8 protein-coding genes are annotated in these 7,628 nt (G+C 47.2%); 4 read left to right on the top strand and 4 right to left on the bottom strand.

Annotated elements, in window-relative coordinates:
* Positions 1 to 60: 60 nt before the first annotated feature.
* The 4 genes from FW767_RS12520 to FW767_RS12505 are packed head-to-tail and all read right to left on the bottom strand — an operon-like array spanning position 61 to position 3,541.
* A complete protein-coding gene (locus tag FW767_RS12520; RefSeq protein WP_235898126.1) occupies positions 61 to 1,302 on the bottom strand; it encodes an ArdC family protein in 1,242 nt (413 codons plus the stop codon).
* Complete coding sequence (locus FW767_RS12515; RefSeq protein ID WP_123398943.1) at positions 1,286 to 1,513, bottom strand: hypothetical protein; 228 nt, start codon at positions 1,511 to 1,513, stop codon at positions 1,286 to 1,288. The genes FW767_RS12520 and FW767_RS12515 overlap by 17 nt, the downstream gene beginning before the upstream one ends.
* 35 nt (positions 1,514 to 1,548) lie before the next feature.
* Entirely contained in the window at positions 1,549 to 2,730 is a 1,182-nt protein-coding gene (locus FW767_RS12510; RefSeq protein ID WP_228449122.1) for a MutS N-terminal domain-containing protein, read from the bottom strand.
* Positions 2,731 to 2,755: 25 nt separating this feature from the next.
* Positions 2,756 to 3,541 carry a DUF4099 domain-containing protein gene (locus FW767_RS12505; RefSeq protein ID WP_123398945.1) on the bottom strand — a complete coding sequence of 262 codons (786 nt, stop codon included), beginning with the start codon at positions 3,539 to 3,541 and terminating at the stop codon, positions 2,756 to 2,758.
* Between the two features lie 77 nt (positions 3,542 to 3,618).
* On the opposite strand from FW767_RS12505, the gene FW767_RS12500 reads away from it, so the two are divergent.
* The 4 genes from FW767_RS12500 (at position 3,619) to FW767_RS12485 (ending at position 7,487) form a co-directional block, all read left to right on the top strand.
* Positions 3,619 to 4,212: a glucosaminidase domain-containing protein gene (locus FW767_RS12500; protein ID WP_228449123.1), complete on the top strand. Its 594-nt coding sequence runs from the start codon at positions 3,619 to 3,621 to the stop codon at positions 4,210 to 4,212.
* 121 nt (positions 4,213 to 4,333) lie between these two features.
* Positions 4,334 to 5,671 carry an AAA family ATPase gene (locus FW767_RS12495; protein WP_123398946.1) on the top strand — a complete coding sequence of 446 codons (1,338 nt, stop codon included), beginning with the start codon at positions 4,334 to 4,336 and terminating at the stop codon, positions 5,669 to 5,671.
* A 1-nt stretch (position 5,672) separates the two neighbouring features.
* Positions 5,673 to 6,365 carry an RloB family protein gene (locus tag FW767_RS12490; RefSeq protein ID WP_123398947.1) on the top strand — a complete coding sequence of 231 codons (693 nt, stop codon included), beginning with the start codon at positions 5,673 to 5,675 and terminating at the stop codon, positions 6,363 to 6,365.
* Positions 6,366 to 6,995: 630 nt separating this feature from the next.
* Positions 6,996 to 7,487, top strand: coding sequence for a hypothetical protein (locus tag FW767_RS12485; RefSeq protein ID WP_123398948.1), 492 nt, complete (start codon positions 6,996 to 6,998; stop codon positions 7,485 to 7,487).
* Positions 7,488 to 7,628: the final 141 nt, after the last annotated feature.

Raw genomic sequence — 7,628 nt, 5'->3', positions numbered from 1 at the left:
AAAAAATCTCTAATAACTCTTGTGTTAAGCGGTTAATGTTATTTGGGCCAAAAGGGTCAATCATATTATGGCCAAAGGGGTGAATTCTGTTTGGCCAAAAGGGTCAAAGTAGAGTGGCTTTTCCATAGGCTTCACACCGAGATCGACACCGTTGTATGAGGCACGCAGGGCGAAGTCGCCGGAGCGGGTCTTGATTATGGCAGCGTTCCTGAACGGGCATATCTCGTCCTCCAAAGGAGCCATCAGAGGGTCGTTCTTCGCCAGATAAGGCTGTTCGCCGAGCGATATGCGCTGTGCGTCCACACGGTCGAGTATCATTTCCGAAGCCTTGTTGACATCGGCCATCACCGACACGATGAACTTCGGCTCCTGCCGGAGCGCGCCTATCCATGAATCGAGGTAGGCCGCCGAGTTGTCGGTGACTTTTGAGTCGAAGCCCATAGAGTGGCTTATCATGGCCGCTGTAAGCTCGGCCACCAGTTCCTCTTTCGCATATTTCGGGTCGCCGAACTTCGCGCCCGCCTCACGGTTGAGCCTTTCGGGTGTCATGGTGGAGTGCGTCATTTCGTGTAGCATGGTCGAGTAGAACTCCATGCCGTCGCGGTATATGTCCTCCGGAGTCGCGCCCTTGTTGAACTGCTGCTTCATGGGAAGCACCACAATATCACGCGAGGGGGAATAATACGCGCCGCTCTCCTTGCGGTCGGCCTGTATGGGGCAGAGCCATGTCTGCTCGGCAACCATGCGGTCGAGTGCCCCGTGGGCGTACATACCCTGTGTGTCACGCATTTCAGGCACCTTGAAGCGGTCGAGTAGTTTCTGCACCCTCTCAGGCTGTGCCTCACGGAAATTGGTCTGGTCGATGTTGTAAACCGGGAACGCCTTGACAAAGGGTATCACGTCAAGATTTTTACGCTCGTCACGGCTCATGGCTCGGTACTCGTCGGAGGATATTCTCTTGCCGTCCTTGTCTCGCACCATCATGTCCCAGTATATCACCGGAAAGGCTTTCTCTCCTTTGAGGACATGGGCCTTGAAGTTGTGTGCCTGCTTGAATGTGAGGAACACTGGAAGCTCGTAGCCTTGCGCCGCAGTGTGCAACTGGAGAAAGAAGGAGTTTGAGCCGGAGTAGTTGCGCCCCATGATGTTCTGGGGCAGGCCGGCGGAGGAGGCTCCGCCAATCCAGCCCTTCTCCCAGTCCGAGCCCTTCATCTTCTCCATACGCTCGATCATCATCTGGGCGAAGCGGTCGAGAGCCTGCTGGCCTGAACTGTTGGACGCGCCGTTAGTTCCAGATGCCATAATCCTCGTCATCTATCAGCTGACGCTCCATCATGTCAATCTCGGTCTCGTCGTAGTAGAACTCGGCGGATTCTTCAGAGGGTTCGATGCCATGAAGCTCGCACCATTCGAGGTAGGACTCCGCATTATCGCTTTCAAGCATGAAGCGGAGGAAGCCTATTGTACCGTCCTGAAGGAGCTGCACAAGTTCGTCATATTCTAATTTTGCCATAGTGGTATTCTTTTAAGTGTTGTGGGGAAACGGTTTTACATTTTCATGGAGGCTGATTTCTCCATAGATAGCGGAGCGGCGAGTTTGGTGCTTATCTCCTCAGTGAGATATTTTGCGGCTATCTGCTCGCGTGTGGCGGTCTTCGTCTTGAAAAGCGAATAGCCGTCGTCGAAGGACAGCTCCTGACGGGAAGTGCGTCCACGTCCGTCGCCGAGGTCGGCCGACACCTTCCACTTTCCATCTTCCTTGTCCTTTGCGACACGGATACCCTTGGGGTCGATGCCCTCCGGGAGCCTGAACTGCTCGTAGTGGGATTGCAGGTGCAGACGGTCGCCGAAGTTGCGCTCCACAAGCTGTCCGGGAGTTGCCACGCGGTCGAAGTATGCGTTCAGGTCCTCGCGTGAGGCAGTTGTTGACATCTTCTTGTCTCCCACCTGTGCGTAGAACTTATACTTGCCGTAGTCGGCGCGGGTCTCGTCGGTCTCCTTATAGACATTGAACTTGTCTATGGTCAGGTTTCCGCCGGGTCCGGGCAGCACATTTGCCACTTGATAGGCTACATCCGGCACCCTCGGCATAAGTTTCGTGGGATAGTAGCGTTCCATTAGCTGCGGCACGGTGAGTTCCTTCTCCTTATAGGCGACGAGGTCAGCCGGATCCATCTTCTGAGGCTTCAGTTGTTCGCCGTTGATCTTGGCGGTGAAATACCAGTCCTCCGGGTTGGTCTTGCTCTGGTATGCGTGGCCGTGTGTCACCTTGTCGCCGTTGACCGTCACCATCTGAGGCTCACGGGGCTTGCGCTCGGCGGCTTCGCCCTGGGTGGCGGATTGGGATTCTGATTTTTTCTCTTTCGGGGTCGTTTCATCGACCGCGCTCTTTGTGGTCTTTACAAGCTCCTCCTGGGGAGTCTTCTCTTTCTTTTTTCTTGGCATATCGGTATTATCTATGGGGTTATGTGCTTCTTGTTTGCTATTCAGTTTTGTTTCATACACATCTATTTCATCGTTGATAATTATATGTTTACCGCTCTTGACAAGCATGAACAGATAATCTTCCATAAGCTCAGGAGCAAAATGGTTAGTATCAAGGTTCAGTATTTTCTTGCCGACCTCAATATCTTGCCCGAACAGTTCATAGCCTTTTTCTGTATCGAATAGTATGATAGAATCGGGATGTATTGCTTTCAATCTGTTGTACTCGGTTGACATCCGTTCCATCTTTGTCTTTTGTGAGATCATTCAATCATCTCTTTAGTCCGGATTTCCGTTCCTCTTTCTGCGTGGGGTCGAGGCTGATGGCACGTTCCTTAGAATCATTCTCGACAACTTTCTGATATTCCCAGCGGTTCTTGTCGGTCATTACCAGTCCGAGATATTCGGGGTGCTGCTCGTCATAGCGGAGTTTCTGCTGTCGCTCCCATTCCTTGAGGTCGCCTTTTACGACCTTGAAGCCCTGAGGCTCTTTGAGGTCTATGCCGACCGATACCTTTTCGCCGCCTACCGACAGTTCCACCGGCTTGCCTTCGCGTGCCTGCTGTTTCTGCTGGGAGCCAAGCTCGATGTCGTTGACCTTTTCCATGTCCTTCAACTTCTGCTCAATCTGCACCTCGGTTATGCGGCGGTGGATGATTGACTTCGTTTCCGGGTCGAGCTGGAGATACTGCTGAGTCTTCTCGCCGTTGATGTCGATGGCTTTCTGCAACACGTCGCCACGGCGCAGTGCGTCAAGTTCCTGTTGCGACAGGCGAAGCTCGTTGTTTCTGTCAACCGACAGTTCACGCTGCACGGGATATGCGATCAGCGTGGGATTGCCGTCTTTATCAGCGGCGAGCTGGAGTTTGAGGGGTAATGAGATAACCATGCCATTCCCGGCCGGTAACGTGACCTCCATAAGAGGTGTCACTTCTCCGTTAATCAGCTTCTCCTTTACCTCCTGTGGCAATTTCTCAACCTTTTCACGGTCGAGCCCGAGTTTTGCCAACTGCTCGAAAGGTAACTGATTTGAAAAATTTGTGTCCGAATTGTTCATGCGGTTTATTATTGGGGGTTAATTTCGTGGTGTCAACCACTTGCCGATGACAAAATTATTTTACAAGAATTTCGTACATGAGCACTTTGGACACATTTCTCATTACAGTAGCCATGATTGCAGTTCCCTCTGTGTCAATGGCTCAGTTTCATACAATCACAAAAGAGACACCGATTGAGGCTCCTCCAGCCGTAGTGAATACCAAAGAACCTGAAAACGTGGGATATACAGAGAGTAGAGAATTGGCTATGACAGTGAAATATCCTGACTCTATACAAATTGCATTTCGCAATGCTGGCATGGTGAGAAAATCATGTGAGGAAGTAGCTGCCGCTGATAATTTGCCCCCTCTCACCATTAAAAATCTGATTGCCGAGATTGAAAAGAACGGCATAAAATATCCGAAGATAGTATTGGCACAGGCAATACTTGAAACAGGCTGGTTCAAATCCCCGGTCTGCCGCAACAAGCACAATCTTTTCGGGCTTACCAATCCACGCACAGGCAAATACTATGAGTTCAACCACTGGACTGAATCGGTCAAAGCATATTACACAAAAGTACAATATAGATATAAGGGCGGAAATTATCTGCTATGGTTGAAAAAGATTGGCTATGCCGAAGATCCGGGCTATATCCGTGCAGTGATAAGGGTGCTCCGTCAGCTTTGAATGAACCAAGTTTGCAATAATTACGTTAAAATTTAACTGAATATAATGTTTTAATCGGCAATAGCTTGTGTAAATGGATATATTTTGCTATCTTTGCCGTGAATAACAAACGGAATAAGCCATGCTACTACGATTCGCAGCAGAAAATGTCATGTCGTTTAAGAACGCGGTTGAGTTCAACACTTTCCCGTCAAGCAAGAGCCATAGCCACGAATGGCACAAAATGGACTGTGGTTATGTGACCGCATTGCGTATGAGTGCCATATATGGAGCAAACGGTGCGGGCAAAAGCAACCTACTCAAATGTATCGCCTTGCTCAAATCATTGGTCGGGGCCGAGAAGATGGGCGAGGCGGATATTGCCGAAGATCTCTATTTCAAACTTGATGAGAACGGAAAGAATACTCCGTCTGAACTTGCTGTCGAGTTCTTTACCGAGGGCAAGATATTCTATTATCATCTGCGTTTCAACCGTCAGGAAGTATTTGAGGAGGAATTGCTTCTCAGTCAGAAAAGTAAAGACATAAGGATATTCAGCCGTAAGGATAATGACATAAATGTTTCCGGCGATTATTTGCGTCCCGGTGGCAAGGATGATTTCATCGAGGTCTTTATGAACGCGATGAACAGGATTGTGCGTCCGGATATGCTCGCCCTGTCATTCTTCGGTAAGTATTACCCCGAAGAATTACCGGCTGTAAAGGAGGCATACGACTGGATCAGACGATTGCAGGTTGTACTGCCAACTATGCGGATAGGCTATCTTCCCCATGTGCTTGACGGAGACAGTGAGTTTGCGGAACTCGTAAATTCAATCATGCCGGAACTTAAAACGGGCATAACCAAACTTGGTGTCCGCAAAGAGATTCTGAATGAGGATGAAGTGCGTGGCAACACTACCATGACAAAGGCTATCAACGCCGCTAAAGAGCATCCAGGCACACCACAGATGCTTATGGAGACGCATAACAATGAGATTTCAAACATCGTTGTCGAGGATGGCGTGCCTTATATAAAGACACTTATTGCCGTACACACCAATTATAATGGTGATGATGTGGAGATGAAAATGGATATGGAGTCTGACGGCACACGTAGGCTTATAGAATATATGCCTCTGCTTTATGCCATTCTCAAACGTGACAATGTGTTCGTTGTAGATGAGATAGAAAGGAGCATACATCCAATAATGATAAAGACTCTCATGAGTAAAATATCGGAGAACCGTGATGCCAAAGGTCAGATAATATTCACCACACATGAGAGTTGTCTGCTTGACCAATCCATTTTCCGCCCCGATGAGATATGGTTCGCTCAGAAGGATGTTGACCAGTCAACACAGCTTTATCCGTTGAGCGACTATAATATCCACAAGACCGCGAACATCGAGAACGGTTATCTCAATGGCCGCTATGGAGGCATACCGTTCCTGTCTAACCTTTCTGATCTGAAATGGTGATATGATTACACGCAGGAAAGATTACAGCAAGAGTGAGCCGACCAAAGATGCCAGCAAGATCTATATAGTCTGTGAGGGGAAAGGCTCTGAGCCTGACTATTTCGGCTTTTTTGAAGGATTGTCCTCCAATCTTGAATTGATTGTCATACCTCCTGAAGAAGGCACAGACCCCTTGAAACTGATGGAGCTTGCCGAGCGTATCTTGCTTGGCGATACAAGAAAACATACGATTGACTATCTCCAACAAGATAAAATATGGTTTGCGATAGACACTGATTCATGGGAGAAAGAGGGTAAGATAGCACCTCTCAGAAACTTCTGCAGGGCTATGAACGCGCGGATAACTGAGAAATACAGCGAGGCTAAACCGTATGAGGCATGGAATGTCGCGCAAAGTAACCCCTGCTTTGAAGTATGGCTATATTACCATCACTATGCAGACAGGCCGGATAGAGAAGATGTTGAAAAACAACCATCTGTCAAGGCGTATGTCAATAAACAAATCGCAGGTGGATTTGATTATCAACGAGACCCGGCACGTCTCCAGGATGCAATAGACAACTCCGAGAAAAATTATACTCAGCAAGACAACGGCAACCCCGATTGGTTCGCCACTGAACAATTCCTTTTAGGGAAAGAGATTATGGGCTTTGTAAAGACCGAAGTCCGTAAACTCCGCAACAAGCTGGGATAAGATAAATAAACAAATATATGGGATTTTTCAGATTTTTTATCATGTTGTGGGTAGCAATCGCCTTTACAACCTGTTCTGCCAATAATAAATCGGCAAATGGCAAGCATATTATTACTGACTCGGCAGGCTTGCAAGGTGATAGTCACATCACCTCTGCTTGCAAAATTATATTGGAGTATACACCGGCACCACAGATAGCTCGACCCTTATAATAGACAGGAACACCGATTCAAGTCTAAACTTATGGCTCCACTGCATATTTTGTCATTGGCAGCGATTTGACATATCCTGAAGTCAGGGCCATTATATCTCGACCATCTATGATTGGAACTGAAAAACAGAACCTAAAAAATACACAAATCGTTCTCCTTACCAATTCAGCCATTGACCAAAACGCTGAACTTCATACTGAATTTGATGCCTTGTATGATTATTTCAGACATCCGTACATCGAAGGAAATTATGGCTATCCAATATACTGCACAGGATGCTCCATTAAAGACAATAATTATGTGCATTAGTAGCGATATGGAGGCATTAACCGAATAGGTACTTTGTCCGATTCTGCCATCTGTATCGCAATAAAAGGCGCATTTCGGCGTTTTATCTTAAACTAATAATCTCTTCATTATGAATAAGTTTTTATTCTCACTGTTACTCTCGCTTATTTCATTTGGCATTGCCGGTTGCAGCGATGAGGATGATGTGGAAATCATCGACTTGAATCTTTTGGCCGGGCAATGGGAGGTTGTCTCGCAAACTCCTGAAAGAAACTGCATTTACGATATAACTGCCGCTCCTGATTTGACTGAGGGGACTTATGGTGGTCATTATGGAAAAATCACCACATATTATCTGACAGCAAACGGCAAACCATTATTCGACAAAGAATACAACTGGAGTATCCGATATATGGAGAACAATCAACCTTTGTTGGATTTGACTTTAGTGGGTGAACTTGACAGTGAAGATCCTTGGGCCGGAAACTATTATTATAAAGTAACAAAACTCACCAGTTCAGTAATGTGGTGGCAAGCAAACACAAACGGGGATAACACTATAATAAAATTTCGGCGTAGAACTGACCTTAAAATTAATCAGGAGAACAATTCTACGATTTAATCAACAGTTGGCGCTACTTGGAAAAGCCACTCTACTTTGACCCTTTTGGCCAAACAGAATTCACCCCTTTGGCCATAATATGATTGACCCTTTTGGCCCAAATAACATTAACCGCTTAACACAAGAGTTATTAGAGATTTT

The sequence above is a fragment of the Heminiphilus faecis genome (assembly GCF_008728965.1).
GTDB classification, from domain to species: Bacteria; Bacteroidota; Bacteroidia; order Bacteroidales; family Muribaculaceae; genus Muribaculum; species Muribaculum faecis.
This window is presented reverse-complemented; position numbering and strand designations above follow the sequence as displayed.